A 24,353-nucleotide genomic window follows, 5' to 3' on the forward strand; every position below is an offset into this window, starting at 1 on the left:
TCCGATGGATATGATCGCCATGAAAACAGTCTTTTCGCCCCGCCATATGGGCCACGCCAACCAGCTTGAACTCGTCGCCGGTGCCATCGTCCCAGGCTATGAACTCACCTCCCGTGCGGAATATGTCTCCGGGCGGATCAAGACGGTGGGCCTCGGACCGATCCTCGCACCGGACGAATATGATCTGAGCACGGCCGCACGCGTCCACCGGCAGGACTACCTCGATTTCCTTCCGACCATCTGGTCGCGCTGGACGGCCGAGGGGCGAACGGGGACGGCTCTACCTTTCACTTGGCCGACACGCGGCCTGCGCGGTGACGTGCCGCCGGAATTCATCGACGGCTTGCTCGGCTACTATTCCTTCGACGCCGGCTGCGGCATTGTCGAAGGCTCCTGGGATGCGATCAAATCCTCGCATGATGTGGCGCTGACCGCTGCCGCCCTCGTGCAGGGCGGCGAGCATGCCGCCTTCGCGCTCTGCCGTCCGCCGGGTCATCATGCCGGCGCCGGCTTCATGGGCGGTTACTGCTATATCAACAATGCTGCCGTCGCTGCCCAGTGGCTGCGCGATAATGGCGCCAAGCGGGTGTCGATCCTCGATGTCGATTATCACCACGGCAACGGCACTCAGGAAATCTTCTATTCCCGCGCCGACGTGCAGGTCATTAACCTGCATGCCGACCCAATGCAGGAATATCCATACTTCCTGGGTCACGCCAACGAGCGCGGGGCAGGCGAGGGTACCGGCTACAACCTCAATTATCCCATGAGCTTCGGCACCGACTGGGAGCGCTGGTGCCAGTCGCTGGAGGATGCCTGCGGCAAGTTGGTCGCCTACAATCCCGATGTCGTCGTCGTCTCGCTCGGCGTCGATACGTTCGAGAAGGATCCGATCAGCAAGTTCAAGCTGAAGACCGAAGACTTCCCAAAGATCGGCGAGCGCATCGCGCAGTTGAACCTGCCGACGCTCTTCGTCATGGAAGGCGGTTATGCCGTCGCCGAAATCGGGGTAAATGCCGTCAGCGTGCTTACCGGCTTCGAGGGCGCCTGATCGTGACCGAACCCTCGACCGTAACACTCGGCGTCGTCCAGTTCGCCTGCACGGATGATCTTGCCCAAAATCTCGCGACCGCTTCACGGCTGATCCGTCAGGCGGCAGCCCAAGGCGCCAATATCGTGCTTGTGCAGGAACTGTTCGAGGGCCTGTATTTCTGCCAGACGCAGGACCCGGTCCATTTTTCGCGCGCCCATGCGCTTGCCGATCACCCCGTCATCGCCCCGATGCAGGCGCTCGCGCGCGAACTTGGCATCGTACTGCCGGTCTCCTTCTTCGAGAAGAAGAACCAGGCATTCTACAACAGCATGGCGATGATCGACGACACCGGTGCCATCCTCGGAACCTATCGCAAGTCGCACATTCCGGATGGGCCGGGTTACAGCGAGAAATTCTATTTCCGCCCCGGCGATACCGGCTTCAAGGTCTGGCGGACGCGTTTCGGAACAATCGGTGTCGGCATCTGCTGGGATCAATGGTTTCCAGAAGCGGCGCGCGCCATGGCATTGATGGGTGCTGAAATAATCCTCTACCCGACGGCCATCGGTTCAGAACCCAAGCGGCCGGACCTCGATACGATGGAACACTGGCGCATGACCATGCGCGGCCATGCTGCCGCCAACATGATGCCAGTCGCCGCCGCCAACCGCATCGGCTCGGAGGAGATCGGCGGTCAGTCACAATCCTATTACGGCTCGTCCTTCATTGCCGGCCCGGATGGATTGCTGCTGGCAGACGCGCCGCGCGAGGGCGAAGCGGTTCTTCTCGCCACGTTCGACCGGCAGCTTCTCGCCGACAATCGCGCTGCCTGGGGCATGTTCCGCGACCGCCGGCCTGAGCTTTACGGCGTGCTGGCGACGGCGGACGGAGGAGAATGAACATGACGAATTTCACCCGTGCCGACGTGACGCTTGCCAACTGGCGTCTTGCCCCTTACTCGCGCTGGGCATTTCAAAATGTCAGCGAGATTGTCCCGTCGGCTGTCATCCGCGCAAACCCGCAGACTGAACAGCCGGCTCTGTCGCTCGGTTCTCTAGCCGCTCTGAAGGTTGATGGCATCGATGGCAACACGATGCCGCTCGAAGACTTTCTGACCGCGAGCGAAACCGACGAACTGGTCGTGATGCGCGACGGAGCGATCGTCGCCGAATGGACGGCCGAACATTCCGATCCGGCCCGCCAGCATATCATCTTCTCCATCTCGAAATCCTTGACGGCTTTGCTGGCCGGCACTCTCTCCGGCAAGAGGTTGCTTTCATTCGACAAACTGGTCGGCAATTACGTTCCGGAGGTAGCCGGGTCTGCTTACGCGGATGCAACCGTGCAGCAATTGTTCGACATGGAGATCAGCGTCGATTTCATCGAGGACTATCTCGACACGTCAGGCGCATTCGATCGTTACCGCCGGGCAACCGGTTGGAACCCGCCGAAACCGGATAATCCTGCACCCGATCTGAAAACCTTCGTCTGCGGTATAGGGAAAGGAACGGGCGCGCATGGCGAAAAACATGCCTATCGCTCGCCGAACACTGATCTCGCCGGAATGGTGTTGGAACAAGCGGGCGGCGGCAGGCTCGCAAGCCTCTTCAGCGAACATCTGTGGAAGCCGATGGGCGCGAAATCCGACGCCATGATCACCGTCGATCGAATCGGCAATGCCCGCGCTGCCGGTGGCATGTCGGTGACGGCGCAAGATCTGGCTCTCACCGGAGAATTGGTGCGCAGGGAAGGGGCAGGCCTCATCCCGCAATCCTGGATCGCCGATCTCTGGACTGGCGGCAATCGCAATGCCTGGAAGACAGGCGACCAGTCGGCTCTGTTCGAAAACGGCAGCTACCGCAATTACTGGTACGAGACCGGGCATGGGGAACTGGCCGCGATCGGCATCCACGGACAATGGATCTGGATCGATCCGGCAACCCGGACGGTCATCGTCAAGCTGTCGTCCCAGGCGCTCCCAGTCGATGCAGTCCTCGATCAGGCCATCATCCGCCTGCTACGCCGGATTTCGAGCGCCGAGATTTAGGCTTTTCACTGACAATGCTAACGGGTTCGATGACCATTTCCGTGACTGCCAGCTTGTCATTTTCCGGCGTCGCGACCGGCCATCGCACAAGCGCCTCGAACCCGGTTGCCGTCAGACCATAGATGCCGCGCTCCAGATTCTCGAACCAGCCATAGACATTGCCGCGCAGGATCGTCGCCGCCTTTGGGGTTATGGCCTTCAGATCGCGGGGCCGCAGTGGTCCGGCCTGGAGGGCTGCAGCACAGGCCAGTGCCTGCTGTCGATAGGCGGTCATGATCGGCGAGCGCGTGCTTCCGCCTGCGGTCGGGTCGCCCTTGCGGCGCTTGTGCTCGTTGACAAGGCGCGACCGCTTGCGGGCATTCTTGCGTGGCATCAGCGCGACCGGGCTGACGAGGACATCGACCATACCATTGTCGGAAACCGACAACATGCCGAAACCGAGCCGCCGGCAGAGATCGCGGTAACGGCGGTCGCTTTCGCGTCCCTTGCCCTTTGCGGATACCCGGGCGGCGATCCAGACCTCGTCGCTCGCGGTTGCCCGGTCAACCGCCTGCAGGATGAGTTCAAGATTGAAGCTGAGTTTCAGCTCGCAGATCACCACGACCGGAGGCTCGTCCGGACTTAGGCCGACAAGGTCGCAGCCGGCAATCTCGCCCTTGACGGCATATCCGGCCGCTTCGAGAAAGGCCTTGATCGGCTGATAGAGCGTGGTTTCCAAATCATGTCCCCGGCGCATCGATGGAAACGGTCTTGCCGCGTTTCATCGCAGAGATCAACGAAGCCATACGAATTTTTGCCGGGCGCCTCTCGTTGAACCATCAGGAACTTCTTACATCGAAGAGCAGTTGTTCGAGGTGCAACAACCGGATCGAAAGGGAACACTGAATGATCAGCGACGCGCGCGCATCCGGAATGAAGATGGAATCCGGGCCGCTTGGACGAGAAGAGCGGCTCAGAAGGCTGCGTCGGCTGCAGACGGCGTCCCGGCTTCTGGATACGGCGCTACGGGTGCCCGGAACGAACATCCGGCTCGGCGCAGACTCGCTTCTCGGTCTGGTGCCGGTCGTCGGAGATGCCAGCGGCGCCCTGATCGGCCTCGTCATCGTCAACGAGGCCCGCCGGCTGGGCGTGCCACGGCAGAAGCTGATCCAGATGCTCTATAATCTCGGTCTGGACTCTGCGATAGGCGCAATCCCCCTGCTGGGAGACCTCTTCGACGTCTATTTCAAATCGCACAGACGCAACATCAAGCTTATCCTCGATCACTTCGAAACGGACAGTGCGGACCTGGCGTAGACCAGGAGCGCGTCAGATATCCAGTTGAAGATTGCCGCCGCCCTCCGCCGGGACGGCGCAGCAAATCAACGCTTCGCCTTCGGCAACGGGCGCTTCCGGCCGCTTGGAATAGGTCACCGAACCCGAAACCACCTTGGTACGGCAGATTCCGCACGTCCCCTGGCGGCAACTGAACTCGGGTGCGAGCCCGCGCGCTTCCGCCAGTTCCAGCAGGCTGCCGGAACCCGGGTTCCATCGGGCTTCCTTGGCCGATTGCACGAACTGGACCGCAACGGGACTTACCGAAGGGCTGGCCAAAGGTGCAACGGCCGTGGCTTCATCCGGCCTGCGGGTTATGGAGGCCGGACCGAAGGCTTCGGCATGGATGCGCTTGTCGGAAATATTGAGGTCACGCAGGCCGTCATAGAGCGACTGCATGAAGGCAGGCAGGCCGCAGAGGTAGAAATCGTAGTCGTTGAAGGGAAGGACCTTGCTCAGCAGCGCGGTCTCGATCCGGCCCTGGACATCATAGTCCTCACCAGCCTCCGCACCGATCGTATCGCTGAGCACACGGACCAGCCGAACCATGCCGCCGGCGGCGGAGACCAGATCGGCAATTTCCCGATCGAAGGCACGATCGTCCTTCGTGCGCGCCGACAGGATCAGCCAGGTCGGGCGCATCCGCCGCTTTCTCAGGCCTTCGTAGACGATATGGCGCAGCATTGCGAGGATCGGCGTGACGCCGATCCCGGCGGCAAGCAGGACGGCCGGCCGGGCCTCGGTCGGATCGATGGTGAAAAGCCCGGCCGGCTTGCGTGCTTCGATCAGATCGCCCTTCTTCAGGGTGTCATGCAGGTGCCGGGACACAAGTCCCTCCCGCTTGACGCTGATGCGGTAGACTCCATCCGAGGGGGCAGTCGAAAGCGTATAGGTACGCATCACCGGAGTGTCGCTGCCCTCCGGCATCACCCGGATCGGCAGGTGTTGACCGGCAGCGTGCGGAAGCAGGCCGAGACCGTCGGCCGGTTCCAGATGGAACGAGCGGATAGAGGCACTTTCCTGGACGATCCGCGAAATGCGAAAAGGCCTCCAGGCGGCGGCCGTTTCCTGCGCCTTCAGCCGGGCTGCCGCATCATCCCAGCTGCCGGTCATCAGCGAATTGGGCGATTGTCCATCGCGACGCGACACCCAGCGCAGCGCAAGCGCTTCTGGACGGCGCACGATGTGCCGTGGCGTAAAGCGCCAGAGCCGTTCGGCACCCTGGAAGGTGGCAATCTCCGGCGAATCCAGCACGACTTCCGCGTCGCCCGAAAGCTGCAGCAGTTCGCCCGTTTCAAAATCGGCAAAGACCAGCCCGGCCTTGCCGTTGGCGAGAATGTTGCCCAGCGTGTTGAAGAAGAGATTGCCGGCGAAATCGGGAATGGTCAGAACGCCGCTCTCGTCCACACGGATGAAACCGGGCTTGCCACCGCGATGGGACGCATCGACCTGCCGTTCGCCGTTCTCGCGATCGACGTATGACGCAACGAAGGCCGTGTCGGCGGCAGCGATCATCTGCCGCGCGCGGTCATCGAGATAATCAGCATGGACCGGCGCCATATCCGTCTGGATAGACGGATTGCGAACAAAGTCGAAGTCGCGCAACTGGATATATTGCGGACAGTTGCCATAGGACTGGCCCACGCGAACGTTGAAAGAGCCGAGGTCCTTCCGCATGATCGTTCCGTTCAGGCGGTTGCGTCGGCGCGTGTGCAGTTCGATGCCGAGCATACCGATCGGCTGGCCATCCTCCATGCCGGCATCGGCAGGATCGGCCGCCTCGCGTTCCAGGGCGACGCTCAGCGTGTAAGGATCGGGGCTGGCGAGAAAGCCGGGCTTTGCGGCACGCAGTGTCGCCCATGCGTTGCCCTCGGCATCCACCGAGCCGAGCACGATGAACGGAAGTTGCGGATAGAAGGCGCGATGCTGGTCGATCAAGTGATCGCGGAGTACGCGTCGGCCAATCTCGTCCATCCGCTCGGCAACGCCGACCTTGCGCTGAAGCGCGATTTCCCCGGCATGCCAAGGGGACGTGTTTGCTGCTGCAGTACCGGCGGTTGACATGACATGGGTCCTTTCACGGGAGTGGAGAGCAGCCTGACGGCCACTCTCCGGATGGTTCAGGCGGCGTCGGGAATGCCAATCTCGGTTTTCTGGAAGGCGACGAAGCCGGGCAGGGCTTCCATGCGGCGCAGCCAGCCGGTCACGTTGGAATAGGCTGAACGGTCGACATTCCCTTCCGGTGCACGAGCGATATAGCTGTAGAGCGCGACGTCGGCGATGGTCGGATGATCGGCTGCGATCCATTGGCGCCCATCGAGTTCTTTTTCGATGCGTCCCAGAATGACGTGAGCCCGGGCGATGACTTCGCTTGTGTTGAACGCTGCACCGAAAACCGTGACCAGCCGGGCGGCACAGGGACCGTAAGCGATCTCGCCTGCGGCGACGGAAAGCCAGCGCTGCACGGCAGCAGCCCCCTTCGCATCTTCCGGAAGCCAGTTTGTCGCGCCCTGCTTCTTGGCCAGATAAACAAGGATGGCATTGGAGTCGTTGATAATCGTGCCATCGTCATCCAGCACCGGCACTTGGCCGAACGGATTGAGCTTGAGGAAATCCGGTGCCTTGTGTGCACCGGCTGCAAGGTTCACCTCGACCAATTCTGCTTCGACACCCAGCAGCGACAGGAAAAGCCCGGCGCGGTGCGCGTGGCCGGAAAGAGGGTGGTAATAGAGCTTCATGGCAGAGGTCTCCAAAGGTTGCGTGTTATCCGTGGCGACTATCTTTCTTTCCATTGCCGAACTGAACCATGATAAGAGACAAGACATAATTTCATCTGATGGAATAATCCAAAGGAGTGCCGATGGACCGTCTCCAAGCCATGCGGGTTCTGGTGAAAGTCGCTGACAGCGGAAATTTCGCCCGCGCCGCCCGCGAACTGAACATGAGCCCGCCGGCCGTGACCCGGGCGATCGCGTCCCTTGAAGAACTGACCGGCGCCCGCCTTTTTCTGCGCTCTACGCGCTCGGTGAAGCCGACCGCGCCCGGCAGCCGCTATATCGAGGACTGCCGGCGTATTCTGGCGGATATCAGCGAGGCGGAGGCGTCGGCCGGCGGCTTGCATGCCACGCCCTCCGGCCTTTTGACGGTGACCGCGCCGGTCCTTTTCGGCCAGATCTATATCATGCCGTTGCTGACCTCGTTCCTGACGCAGCATCCCGCAGTCACCGGCCGTGTCCTTCTGCTCGACCGTGTGGTCAATCTGTTGGAAGAAGGGATCGACGTCGCCCTGCGCATCGGCAACCTGCCGGATTCCGGTTACACCGCCATCAAGGTCGGCAGTGTCCGGCGGGTCATATGCGGCGCCCCGTCCTATTTCGAACAACACTCCATCCCGAAGGTCCCGGCCGATCTGGTCAACCATATCATCATTGCCAACACCGGATCGTCCGCGCCGATCGATTGGCGGTTCGGCCAAAGTACAAAGGTCGGTTTTTCCCTGCAGCCCCGGCTGTTCTGCAATACCGGCGAGGCGGCAATCTCGGCGGCGGTCAGTGGCTGGGGACTCGCGAGCGCGCTGTCCTACCAGGTGGCGCGGGCTGTCGGGGAGGGGCGGCTGCAAATCGTGCTTTCGGACCACGAAGAACGTCCTATTCCCATTCATGTCATGCATGTCGAAGGTCGGCATATTTCGGCCAAGACCCGCGCCTTTGTTGATCATCTTGTGGAGCACTTGCGGGCGGATCGGCACGTTCAGGCTGCCGCATAATGGGACAGGGCCACATTGCCGCAGTTGACAAAACTTCTCTTTCGTTTTACGACTGACGAAATTCAAAATTCGTCAGTCGTAAAACGAAAGACTGAACCATGATTGAAAACGCCCAGATCCTTGATGCGACGCGGCAGGAAAACGTGACGCGGATCCTTGATGCCGCCGAGGCGCTGTTCCGCCACTACGGCTACTCGAAGACAAATGTCGCCGACATTGCCCGCGACCTTGGCATGTCGCCCGCCAACATCTATCGCTTCTTCGCGTCCAAGACCGAGATCCATCAGGCCATCTGCGGCCGGATGCTCAGTGCCAGCTACCAGCAGGCGCTTGAAATCTCCCGCCTACCGATCAGCGCGGCCGACCGCCTCAGCCAATATCTGCATGCACAGCATGAACTGATCGTTACTGCCATGCTCGATCACGAAAAGGTGCACGAGATGGTCATCGTTGCCATCGAGCGCGACTGGCATGTCATCGAGAAGCACATCGACCGCATGAACGATGTGATCGAGGAAATCATCAAGCAGGGTATCGCCGCCGGCGAATTCGCCGAGCAGGATTCCGCCGTCGCCGCCCGATGTTTCGGCGCCGCCACGGTGAACATGTGCCACCCGCAGATGGTGGCGCAATGTCTCTCCAAACCGAACAGGGCCACGCCGGAAGAACTTATCGCGTTCGCCCTCAAAGCCCTCAGATAACGCCGCAAGGCCCCATCCATATTCTTCAGTCGTTGCCAGGAGCGCGAAATGACTTCGCCCAGTCATACCCTTGTCCGTTTTTCACCCGCTGTCCTTCTGACCGTCGCGGCCCTCGCGCTCTCCGGATGCTCCGAGGAAAAAGCCGAGACAGTCGAGATCATCCGCCCCGTCAAGACAGTCGAGATCACCAAGGCCGACGAGACCCGTACACTGGATTATTCCGGCTCGGTGCGCGCCCGCACCGAGATGAACCTCGGTTTCCGGATCAACGGCAAGATCATCGAGCGGCTGGTGGATATCGGCCAGCGGGTCAAGTCCGGTGATCTGCTCGCCCGTGTCGACCCGGCCGACTATCAGCTTTCCGTGCGCAGCGCCGAGGCAAGCCTCGATGCAGCCGAGCGGCAGGTCGAGACCGCAGAACTGGTGCGCAGGCGCGCCGAACAGCTCTATGCAAAGCAGGTCTCGCCGAAGTCGCAGCTGGAACAGGCCGTTCTGAGCTACAATCAGGCCGTCGCGACGCGCGATTCCGCGAAATCGACGCTGGAGCAGGCGCGAAACCAGGTCAGCTACTCCGAATTGCGGTCGGACCAGAACGGTATCGTGACCGCAGTTAGCGCCGATGCCGGGCAGGTAGTCGGCTCCGGAACGCCGGTGGTCACGGTCGCGGTCGATGGCGAAAAGGAAGTGCTGATCGCCGTTCCGGAAATGGATATTGCCCAGTTCAAGCCGGGCAAAACGGTCAAGGCCGGCTTCTGGTCCGATGATGCGCTGACCTTGCAGGGCAGGGTGCGTGAGGTCGCCGGCAGTGCCGATCCGCAATCGCGCACATTCGCCGTGCGTGTCAGCCTGCCGAACGACCCGAACGTGCTGCTCGGCATGACCGCCAATATCGAGGCCACTGCCACGAATGCAAAACAGGCCGTTTCCATTCCCCTGAGCGCTCTCACAGAAAAAGACAAGCAGCCGATCGTCTGGACGGTCGATCGTGCAGCCACAACGGTTCACGCCCGCCCGGTCAAGGTCGGCGATTTCACCGGCGACGGGGTGCGGATTTCGGACGGCCTCAAGCCCGGCGACCTCGTCGTATCCGCCGGCACGCAGTTCATGACCGAAGGCCTGAAAGTAAAGCTCGAAGCGCCAGCCGAGCAGCAGTCGGCGTCGGCCGACGATACGCAGGGCAGCGCCCAGCGCTTGCGCTGATCCCAGATCCATCGAACGCGGAACCACGCCGATGACCACCTCCACCGATCAAAAGCAGTCCTTCAACCTGTCACGCTGGGCGATTGCGCATCCAAACTTCGCGCGCTTCCTCTTCGGGCTGATCCTCATCACCGGCGTGCTCGGTCTGATGCGCATGGGCCAGAAGGAAGACCCTGATTTCACCTTCCGCGTCATGGTCGTGCAGGCCATCTGGCCGGGCGCGTCGATCCAGGACATGGAAGACCAGGTCGTCAACAAGATCGAGCGCAAGCTGCAGGAAACCCCGCATCTCGATTTCGTCCGCTCCTACACTCGGGCGGGCAGCGCCATCATCACGCTGCAGGTCGAGGGTGACACGAATGCCGCCGAGGTTGCCGATGCCTTCTACCAAGTGCGCAAGAAAGTCGGCGACATCGCCAACGAACTGCCGCAGGGCCTGCTCGGTCCCTATTTCAACGACGAGTTCGGCGATACCTTCATCACGCTGCACTCGCTGAGCGGCGATGGTTACAGCTATCCCGAACTGAAGCGCTTCGCCATCCAGGCGCGCGACATGCTCTTGACCACGCCCGGCGTCGAAAAAGCCGTGATCATCGGCGACCAGCCGGAAAAGATCTACATCGACATCTCCTCCAAGGCGCTTTCCGAGCGGAACCTGACGCTCGTCGATGTCCAGAACGCCCTGAAGGGCCAGAACAATGTCGATCCCGCCGGCTCGGTCGATACCGGCCTGCGCTCGGTGCGCATTTCCGTCGAAGGCAGCGTGACAAAGGCGGAGGACATTCGCGAACTGCGGCTGCGTGCGGGCGGTCAGGTGACACGCCTTGGCGATATCGCGACTGTCTCGTCCGGCCTCGAGGATCCATTCCAGCGCAAGTATCGTTACAATGGTCACGATAGCGTCCAACTCGGCGTCGTCATGGCCAAGGGTTACAAGGTGACCGATGTCGGCGCGGCCGTCGAGGAGACCTATCAACGATTTGAAGCGGCGCTGCCCTATGGTGTCTCGGTTGACCAGACCGCCAACCAGCCGGAGGTCGTGACCGACGCGGTCAGCGAGTTCATGCATGCGCTTGGCGAAGCGCTGGTCATCGTACTCGTGGTCTCCTTCCTCTCGATCGGCTGGCGCTCCGGTCTGGTGATCGCGATCGCTATTCCGCTCGTTCTCGCCGCCACCTTCGCCATCATGTACGAACTCGGAATCGACCTGCAGCGTATCTCGCTCGGCGCTCTGATCATCGCGCTTGGGCTGCTGGTCGATGACGCGATGATCGTCGTCGAACTCATGGAGCGAAAACTGGAGGAGGGGCTAGTCAAGCTCGATGCCGCCAGCTTTGCCTACTCCTCGACCGCCTTCCCCATGCTGACTGGCACGCTGATCACCACGGCCGGCTTTATCCCGGTCGGGTTTGCCGCGTCCACGGCCGGTGAATATGTCCGCTCGCTGTTCTATGTGGTCGGCATCGCGCTGGTCGTCTCCTGGTTCGTCGCCGTCTATTTCACGCCCTGGCTCGGCTACATGATCCTGAAGCAGCGCAAGCATGCCGGCGAGCACCACGACGTCTTCGACACGCGGTTCTACCGTCGCCTGCGCGGAACAGTCGGCTGGGCAGTGCGCCACCGGATCGTCGTCCTGTCGATGACGCTCGTCGTCTTCGCGACAAGCCTCTGGGCGTTCCAGTTCATCCCGAAGAACTTCTTCCCGCAGTCCTCGCGTCCCGAAATCCTCGTCGATCTCTGGCTGCCTGAAGGCACCAGCATCAAGGAGGTCGAAAGCCAGGCCAAAGCGCTGGAAGCGAAGATGATGGACGACAAGGACAAGAAGTTCATCGCCACCTATATCGGCGAAGGCGCGCCGCGCTTCTTCCTGCCGCTCGACCAGCAATTGCGCAATCCGAACTTCGCCCAGCTTCTCGTCATGGCCAATGACGAACCGGCGCGCGAGCGACTGATCGTCAAGCTGCGCACCATCCTGGCCGAAGATTTCCCGACGATCCGCGGCAAGGTCGATCGCCTGTTCCTCGGCCCGCCGACCGGCTGGCCAGTACAGATGCGCATCATGGGGCCAGATCGCGCAGAAGTTCGCCGCATTGCCGACCAGGTGAAGACGAAGTTTGCCGAAAACCCTGAGATCGGTGCACTGCATGACGACTGGCTGGAGCCGGTGACGGCCATGAAACTGGTGATCGATCAGGATCGCGCCCGTGCCCTCGGTGTCTCGTCGCAGCGCATCCGCCAGATCCTGCAGGCGTCGATGTCCGGCGCGCCGCTGGACGACTTCCGCGATGGCGAGGAGACGGTCTCGATCGTCGCCCGCGAACCCGATGCAAGCCGTCACCTGTTATCCTCGGTAGATTCTATCTACGTGCCGACCGATTTCGGCGGTTCGGTGCCGCTGTCGCAAGTAGCCAAGGTCGTTCCGGTTCTGGAGCAGGGCCTCGAATGGCGCCGCGACCGCCTACCGACCATCACCGTGCGCGGCACGCTGCCGGATGGCGTTCAGCCAAATGACGTGGCGATGAAGATGTATGCGGACATGAAGCCGCTTCGCGACAGCCTCGCCCCCGGCTACAAGGTCGAAATCCAGGGCGGTGCCGAGGATGCGGCGGAAAGCCAGCAGTCGATTGCCGACAAGGCGCCGATCATGCTTGCCGTCATCGTCGTCCTGCTGATGATCCAACTGCAGCATTTCGGCAAGGCCATGCTGGTGCTGGCAACCGGCCCGCTGGGGATCATCGGCGCCGCCGCGGCTCTTCTAATCAGCGGCGCACCTTTCGGTTTCGTCGCGATCCTCGGCGTCATTGCGCTGCTTGGCATCATCATGCGCAATTCGATCATCCTCGTCGACCAGATCGACCAGGATATCGCCGCCGGCATGGACCGCACGGAGGCGATCGTCGGTTCGGCCGTGCGCCGCTTCCGCCCGATCGTGCTCACCGCTCTGACGGCGGTGCTGGCACTGATCCCGATCTCGCGCGGCGTCTTCTGGGGTCCGCTCGCCTACGCGATGATGGGTGGTATCCTGGTCGCTACGGTGCTGACCATCGTCGTGCTGCCGGCCGGCTACGCCCTGTTCTTCGGCAAGGAGCCGAAGAAGACCGATCCGGCGCCGGAAGAGGCCTCGGAAGAGGTCGAAGAAGAACCCCGTTATCCGACGGCGATCGCCGCCGAATAGTCGGAAGCCATTATCAAATCACGCGGCGCCCTTCACCATCGAAGAGGCGCCGCTTGTCGTTCTCGGACGACAGCCGCACCGTGCTGCCTGCCTCGATCGGTTCCGCTCCGCGATGTTCCGCCGTGATCGGCTGGCCGTCAGCAAGCTGGCAGTAGAGATATTGCGTGCCGCCGAGATATTCGAAGAAATCGACCCGGGCGTCGAAGCCTTCGGCGGCCTGGGCCGAGACGACCAGATGCTCGGGGCGAATGCCGAAACTGACTTGGGCGCCTGGGCGCAGGCTTTCGCTCGCAACCGAAATGCTCATCTCGGTCTGTCCGATCCGCACCTTGCCGTTTCCGATCCATTGTCCAATGAGCAGGTTCATCCGGGGCGAGCCGATGAAGCCCGCCACGAACAAATTGGCGGGGTTTTCGTAGATTTCACGCGGACTGCCGGTCTGCTCGATCCGGCCATCCCGCAAAACGACAATCATGTCGGCCAGCGTCATCGCCTCTGTCTGGTCATGGGTGACATAGATCATCGTATTGCCAAGCTCGCGGTGCAGTCGGGCAATCTCGATGCGCATAGACACCCGCAATTCCGCGTCAAGGTTCGACAGCGGCTCGTCGAACAGGAACACCTCGGGCTTGCGCACGATTGCCCGGCCGATCGCCACGCGCTGGCGCTGGCCACCCGAAAGTTGACCGGGCCGTCGTTCCAGCAACGGATCGATCTTCAGGATCGCCGAGGCCGCCTTGACGCGGGCCTCGATCTCCGCCTCCGGTGTGCGCGCCATCTTCAGCCCGAAAGCCAGATTTTCCCGCACGCTCATATGTGGATAAAGCGCATAGGATTGGAACACCATGGCAATGCCACGGTCGGATGGATCGAGATCGGTGACATTTCGTCCCTTGATCTCGATTTCGCCGTCGGTCACCTCTTCCAGCCCGGCGATCATCCGGAGCAAGGTCGACTTGCCGCAGCCGGATGGCCCGACGAAGACCACGAAGGAACCCTCCGTAATCTTAAGGTCGATGCCGTGGATCACCTCGAGGCTGCCGAAGCTCTTGCGAATGTCGGTGAGGACGACACCGGTATCGGACATGGTCTTATTCACCGCTCAGTTCACCCGCTCTGACCCAGACCAGCATTTCGCCGGGCTCCCGGTTGTCCCAGAAAGGATAGGGCACGAAACGCGCCGTCGCCTTCTTCGTCTTCGGCGGCGTGGTGCGATAGAGCGTGGCACCCCAGTCCGTTTCGTCGCGCATGACAGGGAGATCGAGCGCCACGGCCCCGCGCAGTTCGGAGACCTCTGTCGTCTTTGCGTCGGCAAGATTACCGTTCAATTCGATCGCGTTCAATTCCTTGCCATTGTCCACCGCCTCGACGCAGTAGACCAGCGGGCCGCGCATCACGGCCGCCCGGCCCGCGTCCTGGCGGACCAGCGGATTGGCGAACAGGGCACGAGGCGCAAGCGGGATATCGAGATCGATATGGTCGCCACTCGCCCAATCCCGCTCGATCCGGGCATAACCGTCTGTTGTCACCGAGGCGAGATCGACAGCATGCCCGTTGACCTTCAATGTCGAACCTTCCGCCCATTCGGGGATACGCAACGAAATGGCGAAGCGGGTCGTCTTGTCGGTTTTCACATCGAAGCGGATCGCGCCGTTCCAGGGATACTTGGTCTGCTGGTGAAGCTCGATCGCGGCCCCGCCGATATCGAAGCGAGCGGTGCTTTCGCCGTAGAGATGAACCGCGATTTCGTCCTCCGCAACGGCATACATGTAGGAGCCGATGGAGGCGAGAAGGCGGGCGATGTTCGGCGGGCAGCAGGGGCAATGGTGCCAAACCCAGCGATGATGCTTGCCGCCGCTTTCGAGCGGGTTCTCGTAGAAGAACGTCTTGCCGTCGAGCGACAGGCCGGACATGGCGCCGTTGTAGAGGGCTTGTTCCATGATATCGGCATAGCGGCGGTTCGGGCCGCGCCCGAGCATGCGGTTGGCCCAGAAAACGAGGCCGACGGAGGCGCAGGTCTCGGCATAGGCGCTTTCGTTCGGCAGGTCGTAGTAATCAGTAAAGCCCTCGTTCGAGGCTGCCGGGCCGATTCCGCCGGTTACATACATCTGCTTGGTCGTCAGGTCGTCCCAGAGCGTTTCCAGCGCCTGCGTCAGGCTGTCGTCATTGTATTCGGTGGCGATGTCGGCCATGCCGGAATAGAGATACATGGCGCGAACGGCATGCCCGACCACCTTCTTCTGGTCACGCACTGGCTGGTGGGCCTGACCGTATTCGTAGGTCTTCTGGTGGAAATCGGCGGCCGAGCGATGGTCGCGGATCGCTTCGTCTGTAAAGAAGTGCGGCTCGGTGCCGCGCTCGTCGATGAAGAATTTCGCCAGATCGAGATACTTCTTCTGCCCGGTGACGCGGGCGAGCCGCACCAGCGCCAGTTCGACCTCTTCGTGACCGCAATAGCCCCGCAACTGGCCTTCTCCGCGACCGAAGACCTTTATGAGATAATCGGAATAACGGCACATGATATCGAGCAGCTTGCGTTTGCCCGTCGCCTGGAAATAGGCAACGGCGCCCTCGATCAAGTGGCCAGCGCAATAGAGTTCGTGATGGTCGCGCAGGTTCTTCCAGCGCCGCTCCGGCTGGACGCGCTGGAACCAGGCATTGAGATAGCCGTCCGCATCCTGCATCTTCTCGTACATGTCGATGATTTCATCGACGCGGGCCTCCAGCTTCGGATTGGCCCGACGATAGAGCGAATAGGCGACCGTCTCGATCGACTTGCCGAGATCGGAATCCCAGAACATCTGCGTCGTGCCGCCCCAGGCCTGGATCGGGATGACGATGCCGGGACCGGGCTTGCTGGTGTCGATCGCATCGACCATGCCCGCCTCGACGCAGCGGTCGAGCAGCGTTTCGGCCGTCGTGTCGCAGATCGCTTCCTGCCGATCGCCGAACAGGCCCTGAATATCGACGCTCGGCACGGGCAGCGGGCGGAACTGGCGGTCTCTTTTCATCGTGTTCATGGCTTCATCCGTTTCTTGAGATCATTTCACCGCGCCGGCCATCAGCCCGCGCATGTAGTAGCGTTGCAACAACAGGAAGACGATCAGGCAGGGGACCGTCATGACGGCAACGCCGGCTTGTACGGCACCCCAGTTGATCGCCCCCAGGCGACCGGCACGCACCGCCATCATCAGGACGGGCAGCGTGTATTTTTCATTGCTGGACAAGAGGATCAGCGCGGCCAGAAACTCGTTCCAGGCATTGAGGAAGGCAAAGATCGCCACCGTCGCGACACCCGGCAGGACGAGCGGCAGCAGGACGCGCACCAGTAGCCGGAGATCGCGCGCACCATCGATGCGGGCGGCCTCCTCGATCTCCTTCGGCACCGCGTCGAACGCGTTGCGCATCATGAAGACCGAGAATGGCAGTTGCAGCGTCACATAGACCAGCGTCAGCCCGAGCAGCGAATTGTTCAGTCCCAGCTTGGCAAGAATGATGAACAGCGGCGTCAGGATCGACTGGAACGGGATCATCAGCGTGGCGATGATCAGCACGAACAGCACGTTCTTGAGCGGGAAGCGATAGCGCGAGAAGCCATAACCGGCGAGCAGGCTGACGGCGACTGTGAGTACGACGGTCGCGATCGATACCAGCAGCGAATTGATCGTGTGCTGCCAGATTCCGGCACCGAACGTATCGAGCGACAGGTAGGAATCGATGCTGATTCCCGAGGTCGGCCACGGCGGCAGCGGCGGCAGCCGGGCTTCCGTTCCATGCCGGAACGAGGCAAGGAAGGTGATGACGAACGGCGCCAGAAAGAACAGGCAGATGGCGATGCCCGTGGCGTGATAGGCGCTGTTGGCACGGAAAGCTCTGGCGGCGCGTCGCTTTTTCGACGAACTCATGGTGGCGGCGTTCATGGCCGTTCCTCCCCGACACGCAGCAGCCAGAGTTGCACGATGCTGATGGCAACCAGGATGGCCAGAAGAGCGATCGACAGGGCTGCACCATAACCGAGGTTGAAGGACACGAAGGACTGGTTGAAGATGTAGTAGACCACCGAGATCATCCGGTTCTGCGGCCCGCCCGAAGTCATGATGTAGAACTGGTCGAAGGCGAGGATCGAGCCGGTGACGGAAATGATCAGCGCCAGCGCGATCGTCTTGCGCATCAGGGGAAGGGTCAGGTGACGGAAACGCTGCCAGCGGCCGGCACCGTCGATACAGGCAGCCTCCGTCAGCTCAGAGGGAATGGCTTGCAGGCCGGTCAGCAGAATGATCATGGTGAAGCCCGCGATTTTCCAGACCACCATGATGATGATCGTGAGAAAGGCGCTGTCGAAGGTGGCAAGCAGGTTCGGGCTCTTGTCCACCCATCCCAGCGCCTTGAGCGCGGGACCGATGAAGCCGCTGTCGACATTGGAAAGCCACACCCAGAGCAGCGAAGCGGTGGCGAGACCCACCACGACGGGCAGGAAGATGATGGTGCGATAGGCGCTGACGAAGCGGCGCTGCTTCTCGACGAAGATCGCCAGCGGAAAGGCGACGGCAAAGATCGCGATGGTGACGATCACGGTATAATAGGCGGTGAACTGCAAGGCCGACAGGAAGCGGGCATCATTGAACATCCGCACATAGTTCTTGAAGCCGATCCAGCGCGTGCCGCCCATCAGCGGCCAGTTGTGAAGGCTCATCCAGCCGGTGAAGATCACCGGCATCACGAAGAAGAGTATGACGAGTGCCATTGCCGGCGCGATATAGACAAGGCCGCGCCAACCCGATCTGCGTCGCCTCTTGCGACGAGGCGATGGGGTTTCCGATCCGGAACCGGTCATCAGGAATGCTCCGCATGAATGTCATGAAATTGACCGGGAGGCGGCTTTGCCTCCCGGCCACAGCAGCCGGGGAGATTACTGGCCGCTGTCGATGATCGACTGCATTTCACCTTGGGCATTCGAGAACGCAGCATCGACATCATCGCCGAAGATCGCGGCATTGGTGAAGCTGGCCCACGGACCGTTGGCGCTATTGATCAGGTCGTTGAACTGCAGCGTGTAGGGCGTCTTGGCGACGGCGATGGCCTGAATGCCGACCTGCAGGCGGGGATCGAGACCTTCCAGCACCTTGTCGGCGATATCGCCGCGCGTCGGCAGGCTGCCGTATTTCGCCATCACCTTCTGGCCGTCTTCCGAATAGATGTACTGCAGGAACTCCTTGACGGCGTCCATCTTCGGCGTGCCCTTGGTGATGACGAAATTGTCGCCACCGGCGAAGGACGAGGTTCCGCCCGTGGCACCCGGGATGAGCGTCACGCCGAAATTGATATCCGGATGCTCGGTCACCAGCGATCCGATCGCGAAGGCGCCGAGGCTCTGCTGGCCGATCTTGCCATTGGTGAAGGTCAGGAAGTTCGCACCGTTGTCGCTGGCGGCGCCGGCCGGAACCAGGTCCTTCTTGACCATGTTGCGGTAGATATCGATCGCCTTGCGCATTTCCGGCGTATCGAGCGTCGCCGTCTTGCTGTCGGCCGAAAGGATATCCGCACCCGAGCCCCAGACGAGCGGGGTGAAGGTGAAGATCATGCAGCCGCCGCAACCGCCGCCGGAGAAATAGAAGCCGTAGGTATCGTCGCCGAGCGCACGGATCTTTTCCGCGTTCGCAGTGATTTCATCCCAGGTGGTCGGCGCCTTTTCGGGATCGAGGCCGGCCTTCTTGTACAGATCCTTGTTCCAGGCGAAAACGGACGTCTCGACCGACAGCGGCAGGCCATAGATGCGATCTTCGTAGGTGCCGAGCTTCACATGCGACGGCGAGAGGGCGTTGAAATAGGGCAGGGACTTTGCCCAGTCCGTCAGGTCTTCAAGCTGGCCGGCAGCGGCGAAGGCCGGATTGTAGATCAGGTCCATCGACAGCGCATCGGGCGCCTGTCCACCGGCAATTGCCGTCGCATATTTCTGCACCAGCTCCGAGAACGGCACTTCGGTCATGGCGACCTGGTTCTCATGGCTTGAATTATAAGCCTCGACGACCTTCTTGAAGGATTCGCCGATGCCGCTGCGCACCCACATTTCCACCTTTTCGGCGGCCGACGCACCGGACACCAGGCACAAAGTGACGACGCTTGTCGCCGCCAATAGACGCTTGATCATGATACTCCTCCCAATTTGACGCCATCTCCCTGACGTCGCTCATAGCTTCGGGCTGTTACCCCCGCATGACTGCCGGACCACCAGCCGGCATGGCAGTTTCCTCACTCCCGGCTCGACGGGCCGTCCCTCCGCGAGCGCCAGCACGGTCAATCCCGCCTGCCGCCCGAGTTCCTTCAGTTCCATGTCCACCGTCGTCAGCGGCGGCCGCGTCTGGGCCGCGACAATCTCCCAATTGTCGAAACCGATGACCGATACATCCTCCGGCACCCGGATTCCGCGCTCACGCAGGGCATCGACGGCACCCCTGGCAATCTGGTCGTTGCCGCAGAACAACGCATCCGGCTTTTCGCCATCGCGCTTCCAGAGTTGATCGACCGCGTCATGGCCCCAGCCTTCCGACCAGATGCCGCAAAGCACCTCGGCGCTCTCGCCGGCCACGGACCGGAAAGCGTCGGCACGCTCGCGCACCGAGAAAAACTCCTTCGGACCGGTGACATGCACGACCCGCCGCCGCCCCATTGACTGCAGCCACTCCACCGCCAGCGTCGCACCATGCGCGTCATCCGACCGGAAGGTGACGCTATCGGGCGCGCCCTCCGTGAAGGCGTAGACGACAGGAACCGGCAGGTTCGACAGATCGACGGGCAACCTCCTATCCAGACGCTTTCCACTCGCGATGATACCGTCAACCTGCTTGTCCAGCATGGCTTCGACATGAACCTGACCGAGCGCCGGATCGTCCTCGATGGCGCAAAGGAAGACCGATACGCCGTGATCTACCAGCGCCTCCGAGACACCAGCCATCACCGGCAGTGTGAAACGACCGTAGGTGTCGTTGGTCAAAAGCCCGATGGTGAAGCTGCGCTTGCTGAGCAGGCCGCGGGCCAGTGCGTTCGGCCGGAAACCGATCTCGCTCGCCACCCGCTTAACCCGTTCGCGTGTCTCGTCTCCCATGCGCCCGGTGTTGTTCAGGGCCTTGGAGGCCGTTGAAATACTCACACCTGCCGCAGCCGCGACATCATGGATCGTAATCCGCTTCTTTGCCCCCCCGGTATCCAGTCTCATATCCTCCCGTTGCGGTGAGAAAACCTTTTACCAGGCAAACTGTCAACTGAAAAAACCTTTTCTCAAAAAATTCTCATGATTGCGCCGGGAAGAATGAAATTGGTGATAAAGAGGATTGTGCCGAGCACGCCTCGGCGACATCCGAGGGCCACCAGCCATCTGATACGCGCATGGCGCATGGCTGCATTGCAAAATTCTGCCTATGATTTAAGCGAAACCAATATATAGTCAAATCATCGAAGCGATGCACCTCCTCCCGCAAAGCTTCGATATTGTAAGTGCCTTCACTCCTCCTCCCAGAGGGCACTTGCGGAATGGCAACACTCCTCCTCCCAGTTGCCGTTCGGTTCTATTCGAAAGCCTGCCGCACCTCCTCCCGCGGCAGGCTTTTTCGATTCTGGACCTTTTTCTTCTCTTAAAAGCCGGACATGATTGCACCATCGCGGAAGCAATGGGATGCGCATTTTGCATTGCTCGTAGCGATGGCTATGCTCGACCCGTTCGTCAGGAGGCCGCATGTCCGATCCGTTTTACTGCAAGCTCTATATCGATACCGACGAGACGATTGACGGCCTGCGCAAAGCGCTCGACGAGCATTGCCGCATCCTTTTCCATGACCTGAATCTGGAGACATCTCTCCGTCGCAACGAGGCCTTCGACTCCTCGGCGAGGAATCAAGGGCCTTACGACTTCATCAGAAGCGCTCGATTCTATGCGGATATCGAGACAGCAGATGAAACCCCGCAGCAAGCAGCCGGTTTCCAGTCGGCCGTCGCGACACTGGTATCGAGATTGCGCGATGGCGGACGCATTGTTATGGCGGCCTGTGACTTCGAGGATCTGATCATCGGCGAAACGGGCTGGAACTGGACCAAGGATGACCCGGAGCCGCCGAGACGCGTTGCAATGCCGCTCCCTTGACTTTGCTGCGATTGCTCACAAGATTATTCCCAGGCCGTTGAGCCGATAACGGAGCTCTTTCGCGCGAAATTCGGCGATACCGTCCAGATATCGGGCCAAATCCGCTCTAAAAATCCGCCTCGCACTGACCCCGAAAAATTTGAAAGTCTTTCGCTTGCCCCGTCGAAATGGACGGGTAGCGATCTTCGTCGCGAAAACGCACAATTATCAAACCGTAAATGAGGCATGTCCGGCCTTCCGCAATGGGAGCCGGTTCCTGATCGGGCAGAGGCCCTGACAAGTCGAAATGACTTGAAAATCGGTAAATGGAGGCCGCGCCGGGGGAGTACGGTGGAGCGGCCATGGCGTTTGCCGGGATCGGAGATCCTGGCCAAGGGAGGAACTATGTTTGAACGGCTCTTCAAGCTGACTGAGCACAATACCACGATCCGCACCGAGCTGATCGCGGGCCTGACGACATTCCTGACGATGTCGTACATCATCTTCGTCAACCCGGACATCCTGTCGACCACCGGCATGGACCGCGATGCGATCTTCGTGGCCACCTGTCTCGCTGCCGCGCTCGGCTCGATCATCATGGCGCTCGTCGCCAACTGGCCGATCGGCATGGCGCCGGGGATGGGCCTCAATGCCTTCTTCGCCTTCACCGTGGTGGCCGCCCTCGGCTTCACCTGGCAGCAGGCGCTTGGCGCGGTCTTCATCTCGGGCCTGATCTTCCTCTTCCTGACCGTGACCGGCATCCGCAGCTGGCTGATCCAGGGCATTCCGCATTCGCTGCGCAGTGCCATCGCAACCGGTATCGGTCTGTTCCTCGGTATCATCGCGCTGAAGAATGCCGGTATCGTCGTCGATAATCCCGCAACCCTGGTCGGTCTCGGCAGCCTGAAAGAGACCGGGCCACTGCTGGCGATCCTCGGCTTCTTCGTCATCGCCGTTCTCGATGCGCTGAGGGTGCGCGGCGCCATCCTGATCGGTATTCTTGTCGTGACGGTCCTGTCCTGGATCACCGGCGTCAGCCAGTTTCAGGGCATCGTTTCGATGCCGCCGAGCATGGCGCCGACTTTCCTGCAGCTTGACCTTGTCGGCGCGCTGCATGGCGGCCTCGTTCACGTCATCCTGGTCTTCGTTCTCGTCGAGGTCTTCGATGCCACCGGCACGCTGATCGGCGTCGCCAAGCGCGCCAATCTCGTCCAGGAAGGCAAGCCGAGCCGCCTCGGCCGCGCGCTCCTCGCCGACAGCACGGCCATCGTGGCGGGCTCGCTGATGGGCACCAGCAGCACGACGGCCTATGTCGAAAGCGCTTCCGGTGTGCAGGCCGGTGGCCGCACGGGCCTCACCGCGCTCGTGATCGCCGTGCTCTTCCTCGCCTCGCTGTTCATCTCACCGCTCGCCGGCTCCGTGCCGACTTATGCGACGGCGCCGGCGCTGCTCTATGTGGCCGGCCTGATGATGCGCGAACTGACGGAAGTCGATTGGGAAGACCTGACCGAAGCCGCACCGGCAGCACTCACCGCGCTCGCCATGCCCTTCACCTACTCGATCGCCAACGGCCTCGCCTTCGGCTTCATCAGCTATGTCGTGCTCAAGGCCTGCACCGGCAAGTGGCGGGCGATCCACCCGGCCACGCTGATCGTCGCGGTGCTGTTCGTCATCCGCTTCGCCTTCTTCGCGGAGTGAACGGCAACAGGTGGTGGAGAAATCGCGTCTTATGCGATGATCAATAAAAAGGCGGGGCCGCAAACATCGCGGCCCCGTCTTTTTTGCCTCGAAAGTCCGGCATCCGTAATCAGCGGTGCGCGGATCGAAAGGCGATCTGGTCACGGGCTGCGCTTGACCAGATAGGGCAGGGCAAACAGATAAAGGCCGGTTGCCAGCAACAGAAACAATGGCAACAACGGTGAATAGACGACCCAGGCAGGTGGCTGCCCGAAAGCCATGGTCGCGAAATTGGCGGCGACCGTCAGGGTAAAGATGATCGATATCCATCGATGGGCCTGCCGCAGGAATTTGCTACAGCTCATGAAAATGCTCTCCAGATTGTCGTTAGCGCTTGCAGGATGTGTTTGTCAGTCAAGGGTAGCCGCGAGTGCATCCAGCTTCCCGAGGAAGCCTTCCCATCCGTGGCGCGCACCGTGGAACGCTTGCTTCTGCTCGGGCAGGAAGCCCGCTTGCTCCACGCGAAGATGCATACCCTTGGCAGTCGGCGTCAGCGTCAGCGTGACGACGCTTTTCACGTTGTAGGTTATGTCTTCGTGCGCATGGTTCCAGGTGTAAGCCAGTCGTTTGCCTTCCTCCACGACCAAGACTTCACAATCTAGCACGCCACCCCATTCGCCACGCAGTTTGAACCGGTGGCCGACGACGGGCGCGAAATCGTTTTTCATCAGCCATTCCGCGATCAGATGCGGCTGGGTGAGCGCGCGCCAGAGTTTTTCCGGCGTATGCGCCATCTCGCGCTCGACGGTTACGGTTCGGGTGTCGGTCAGCATTTCGATCATTGGTCCATCCTGTTCAGCAAATCTTCGAGGGCGTCGAATTTCTTTTCCCAGAAGCCAGTCATCTCGCGAGCCCAATCGACGAGGGGGGCGAGTGCGGCATAGTCAGCACGATAATGGGTCTGTCGGCCTTCATGGCGGTCGTGCACGAGGCCAGCGCGTTTCAATGATGCAAGGTGTTTGGAAACCACAGGCTGGGAGACGCCCGCGCCCGCCGTCAGAACGCCAACCGTCCGCTCCCCTTCACGGCAAAGCCGTTCGAAAATCGCCCTGCGTGTGGGATCCGCGAGCGTCCTGAAAATCTCATCGCGTGCAGCAGTCATCTCAATCCATATCCGTTCAGCTATGAATTAACGTATAGCTACATAGCTATGAATGCGTCAAGTGTCGATTGGGGGCGTAAATGAGTTTGATGATTGCCAAACGCGCGAAGACGGAGGCATGACCAAAGCCAGAGACCCGGCCGCATTCCCCCTGCAGCCAGGTCT

At 61.1% G+C, this 24,353-nt stretch carries 22 protein-coding genes; 10 read left to right on the forward strand and 12 right to left on the reverse strand.

Features of this window, described 5'->3' with window-relative positions; genetic code table 11:
• Positions 1-19 precede the first annotated feature (19 nt).
• From ASG68_RS25395 to ASG68_RS25405, 3 genes are read left to right on the forward strand one after another with little or no spacing between them, the layout of a single operon-like run.
• Positions 20-1,051 (forward strand): histone deacetylase family protein, encoded by a 1,032-nt coding sequence (locus ASG68_RS25395; RefSeq protein ID WP_062584521.1) that lies wholly within the window; start codon positions 20-22, stop codon positions 1,049-1,051.
• Between the two features lie 2 nt (positions 1,052-1,053).
• Positions 1,054-1,932 (forward strand): N-carbamoylputrescine amidase, encoded by an 879-nt coding sequence (aguB, locus tag ASG68_RS25400; protein ID WP_062604017.1) that lies wholly within the window; start codon positions 1,054-1,056, stop codon positions 1,930-1,932.
• Between the two features lie 2 nt (positions 1,933-1,934).
• Positions 1,935-3,080: a serine hydrolase domain-containing protein gene (locus tag ASG68_RS25405; protein ID WP_244484328.1), complete on the forward strand. Its 1,146-nt coding sequence runs from the start codon at positions 1,935-1,937 to the stop codon at positions 3,078-3,080.
• Here the strand turns inward: ASG68_RS25405 and ASG68_RS25410 are convergent.
• Positions 3,040-3,798 (reverse strand): DUF2161 domain-containing phosphodiesterase, encoded by a 759-nt coding sequence (locus ASG68_RS25410; protein ID WP_082478620.1) that lies wholly within the window; start codon positions 3,796-3,798, stop codon positions 3,040-3,042. The two genes, ASG68_RS25405 and ASG68_RS25410, sit on opposite strands and share 41 nt — an antisense overlap.
• Positions 3,799-3,965: 167 nt before the next feature.
• Between ASG68_RS25410 and ASG68_RS25415 the strand changes: the two genes are divergently transcribed.
• Positions 3,966-4,376 carry a DUF4112 domain-containing protein gene (locus tag ASG68_RS25415; protein ID WP_062584151.1) on the forward strand — a complete coding sequence of 137 codons (411 nt, stop codon included), beginning with the start codon at positions 3,966-3,968 and terminating at the stop codon, positions 4,374-4,376.
• A 12-nt stretch (positions 4,377-4,388) separates the two neighbouring features.
• Here the strand turns inward: ASG68_RS25415 and ASG68_RS25420 are convergent, their stop codons facing one another.
• Together ASG68_RS25420 and ASG68_RS25425 are read right to left on the reverse strand one after the other, a co-directional pair.
• Positions 4,389-6,458, reverse strand: coding sequence for a pyridoxamine 5'-phosphate oxidase family protein (locus ASG68_RS25420; RefSeq protein ID WP_062584154.1), 2,070 nt, complete (start codon positions 6,456-6,458; stop codon positions 4,389-4,391).
• A 56-nt stretch (positions 6,459-6,514) separates the two neighbouring features.
• Entirely contained in the window at positions 6,515-7,132 is a 618-nt protein-coding gene (locus tag ASG68_RS25425) for a glutathione S-transferase family protein (RefSeq protein ID WP_062584156.1), read from the reverse strand.
• A gap of 122 nt (positions 7,133-7,254) precedes the next feature.
• On the opposite strand from ASG68_RS25425, the gene ASG68_RS25430 reads away from it, so the two are divergent.
• The 4 genes from ASG68_RS25430 to ASG68_RS25445 all read left to right on the forward strand — a co-directional run bounded on the left by ASG68_RS25430 (position 7,255) and on the right by ASG68_RS25445 (position 13,236).
• Entirely contained in the window at positions 7,255-8,160 is a 906-nt protein-coding gene (locus tag ASG68_RS25430; RefSeq protein WP_062584158.1) for a LysR family transcriptional regulator, read from the forward strand.
• A 98-nt stretch (positions 8,161-8,258) separates the two neighbouring features.
• Entirely contained in the window at positions 8,259-8,861 is a 603-nt protein-coding gene (locus tag ASG68_RS25435) for a TetR family transcriptional regulator (RefSeq protein WP_062584160.1), read from the forward strand.
• A 48-nt stretch (positions 8,862-8,909) separates the two neighbouring features.
• Positions 8,910-10,061, forward strand: coding sequence for an efflux RND transporter periplasmic adaptor subunit (locus ASG68_RS25440; RefSeq protein WP_062604015.1), 1,152 nt, complete (start codon positions 8,910-8,912; stop codon positions 10,059-10,061).
• A 31-nt stretch (positions 10,062-10,092) separates the two neighbouring features.
• Complete coding sequence (locus tag ASG68_RS25445; protein WP_062610251.1) at positions 10,093-13,236, forward strand: efflux RND transporter permease subunit; 3,144 nt, start codon at positions 10,093-10,095, stop codon at positions 13,234-13,236.
• A 13-nt stretch (positions 13,237-13,249) separates the two neighbouring features.
• Here the strand turns inward: ASG68_RS25445 and ASG68_RS25450 are convergent, their stop codons facing one another.
• The 6 genes from ASG68_RS25450 to ASG68_RS25475 form a co-directional block, all read right to left on the reverse strand.
• Positions 13,250-14,323, reverse strand: coding sequence for an ABC transporter ATP-binding protein (locus ASG68_RS25450; RefSeq protein WP_062584166.1), 1,074 nt, complete (start codon positions 14,321-14,323; stop codon positions 13,250-13,252).
• A 4-nt stretch (positions 14,324-14,327) separates the two neighbouring features.
• Positions 14,328-16,256 carry a glycoside hydrolase family 127 protein gene (locus ASG68_RS25455; protein ID WP_062584169.1) on the reverse strand — a complete coding sequence of 643 codons (1,929 nt, stop codon included), beginning with the start codon at positions 16,254-16,256 and terminating at the stop codon, positions 14,328-14,330.
• A 21-nt stretch (positions 16,257-16,277) separates the two neighbouring features.
• Positions 16,278-17,141 (reverse strand): carbohydrate ABC transporter permease, encoded by an 864-nt coding sequence (locus ASG68_RS25460; RefSeq protein WP_062584523.1) that lies wholly within the window; start codon positions 17,139-17,141, stop codon positions 16,278-16,280.
• Positions 17,142-17,152: 11 nt separating this feature from the next.
• Positions 17,153-18,070, reverse strand: coding sequence for a carbohydrate ABC transporter permease (locus ASG68_RS25465; RefSeq protein WP_062584171.1), 918 nt, complete (start codon positions 18,068-18,070; stop codon positions 17,153-17,155).
• Positions 18,071-18,145: 75 nt separating this feature from the next.
• The gene (locus tag ASG68_RS25470; protein WP_062584172.1) at positions 18,146-19,384 is read right to left on the reverse strand and encodes an ABC transporter substrate-binding protein; all 1,239 of its coding nucleotides are present in this window, start codon (positions 19,382-19,384) and stop codon (positions 18,146-18,148) included.
• Between the two features lie 39 nt (positions 19,385-19,423).
• Positions 19,424-20,449: a LacI family DNA-binding transcriptional regulator gene (locus ASG68_RS25475; RefSeq protein WP_062584174.1), complete on the reverse strand. Its 1,026-nt coding sequence runs from the start codon at positions 20,447-20,449 to the stop codon at positions 19,424-19,426.
• A gap of 516 nt (positions 20,450-20,965) precedes the next feature.
• Between ASG68_RS25475 and ASG68_RS25480 the strand changes: the two genes are divergently transcribed.
• Both ASG68_RS25480 and ASG68_RS25485 read left to right on the forward strand, forming a co-directional pair.
• Positions 20,966-21,370, forward strand: coding sequence for a hypothetical protein (locus tag ASG68_RS25480; protein WP_062584176.1), 405 nt, complete (start codon positions 20,966-20,968; stop codon positions 21,368-21,370).
• Between the two features lie 384 nt (positions 21,371-21,754).
• Positions 21,755-23,047 (forward strand): NCS2 family permease, encoded by a 1,293-nt coding sequence (locus tag ASG68_RS25485; RefSeq protein WP_062584179.1) that lies wholly within the window; start codon positions 21,755-21,757, stop codon positions 23,045-23,047.
• A 140-nt stretch (positions 23,048-23,187) separates the two neighbouring features.
• Here the strand turns inward: ASG68_RS25485 and ASG68_RS25490 are convergent, their stop codons facing one another.
• The 3 genes from ASG68_RS25490 to ASG68_RS25500 are packed head-to-tail and all read right to left on the reverse strand — an operon-like array spanning position 23,188 to position 24,188.
• Complete coding sequence (locus ASG68_RS25490; RefSeq protein ID WP_062584181.1) at positions 23,188-23,391, reverse strand: hypothetical protein; 204 nt, start codon at positions 23,389-23,391, stop codon at positions 23,188-23,190.
• A gap of 45 nt (positions 23,392-23,436) precedes the next feature.
• The gene (locus tag ASG68_RS25495; protein WP_062584183.1) at positions 23,437-23,868 is read right to left on the reverse strand and encodes an SRPBCC family protein; all 432 of its coding nucleotides are present in this window, start codon (positions 23,866-23,868) and stop codon (positions 23,437-23,439) included.
• Positions 23,865-24,188, reverse strand: a complete 324-nt coding sequence (locus ASG68_RS25500) for an ArsR/SmtB family transcription factor (protein ID WP_062584184.1) — start codon at positions 24,186-24,188, stop codon at positions 23,865-23,867. Before ASG68_RS25500 ends, ASG68_RS25495 begins: the two co-directional genes overlap by 4 nt.
• Positions 24,189-24,353: the final 165 nt, after the last annotated feature.

The organism is Rhizobium sp. Leaf453, assembly GCF_001425605.1.
Taxonomy (GTDB): Bacteria; Pseudomonadota; Alphaproteobacteria; order Rhizobiales; family Rhizobiaceae; genus Pararhizobium.